The 540-nt window shown below is 60.9% G+C and carries 1 protein-coding gene; it reads left to right on the top strand.

Annotated features, from left to right (window positions below):
- Positions 1-540, top strand: a 540-nt coding sequence (locus tag ACT6Q8_RS25670) for a hypothetical protein (RefSeq protein WP_444739502.1), incomplete at both ends; no start/stop codon positions are given.

The raw sequence follows: 540 nt of genomic DNA, 5'->3' as shown, positions 1-540 counted from the left end.
CGCCGATCTCACCGGCGACGACGGCGCGCAGTACTACAAATTCCTAGAGGGAAAGTCGCGCCGCCTGCAAAATCGGGCGGCGGGCGTTCTAAAATCCCTGTCGTTTCAAGCGGAGGCGCACATCAATCCGCTGTTCGCCGCGCTCAGCCATTTTCAAACGGCCGGCGGTAACATCACCAAGACGGCGCCGATCCTGTTTCTCGATCCGGCGGAACGGGCGGCCGTCGGCTCTGGGGACGCCTTCAGACCGTCGCTGTACAAAGTCCTGCTGTTCCAACGCATCGCACAGGCGATCAAATCGGGCAGCATCAACCTGTCGCACTCCATCAAATTCCGCCCTTTGGACGGCTACATGATCAGCATCAATCAATGGCGGCGTGAACGCGACGACCTCCTGGCCCATGCCGGCATGGGCGCGTTTTCCGACCCCGATCAGGTCATCAAGGCGTTGGAGGCGGCCTTGGCGGATCAATTCGCCAAAACAAACAGCAACATCGCCGCCGGCGCCAACACTCACGTCAAACGCATGCCGTCCGGCCA

This window comes from Niveispirillum sp. (assembly GCF_052437035.1).
Classification (GTDB): Bacteria; Pseudomonadota; Alphaproteobacteria; order Azospirillales; family Azospirillaceae; genus Niveispirillum.
This window is presented reverse-complemented; position numbering and strand designations above follow the sequence as displayed.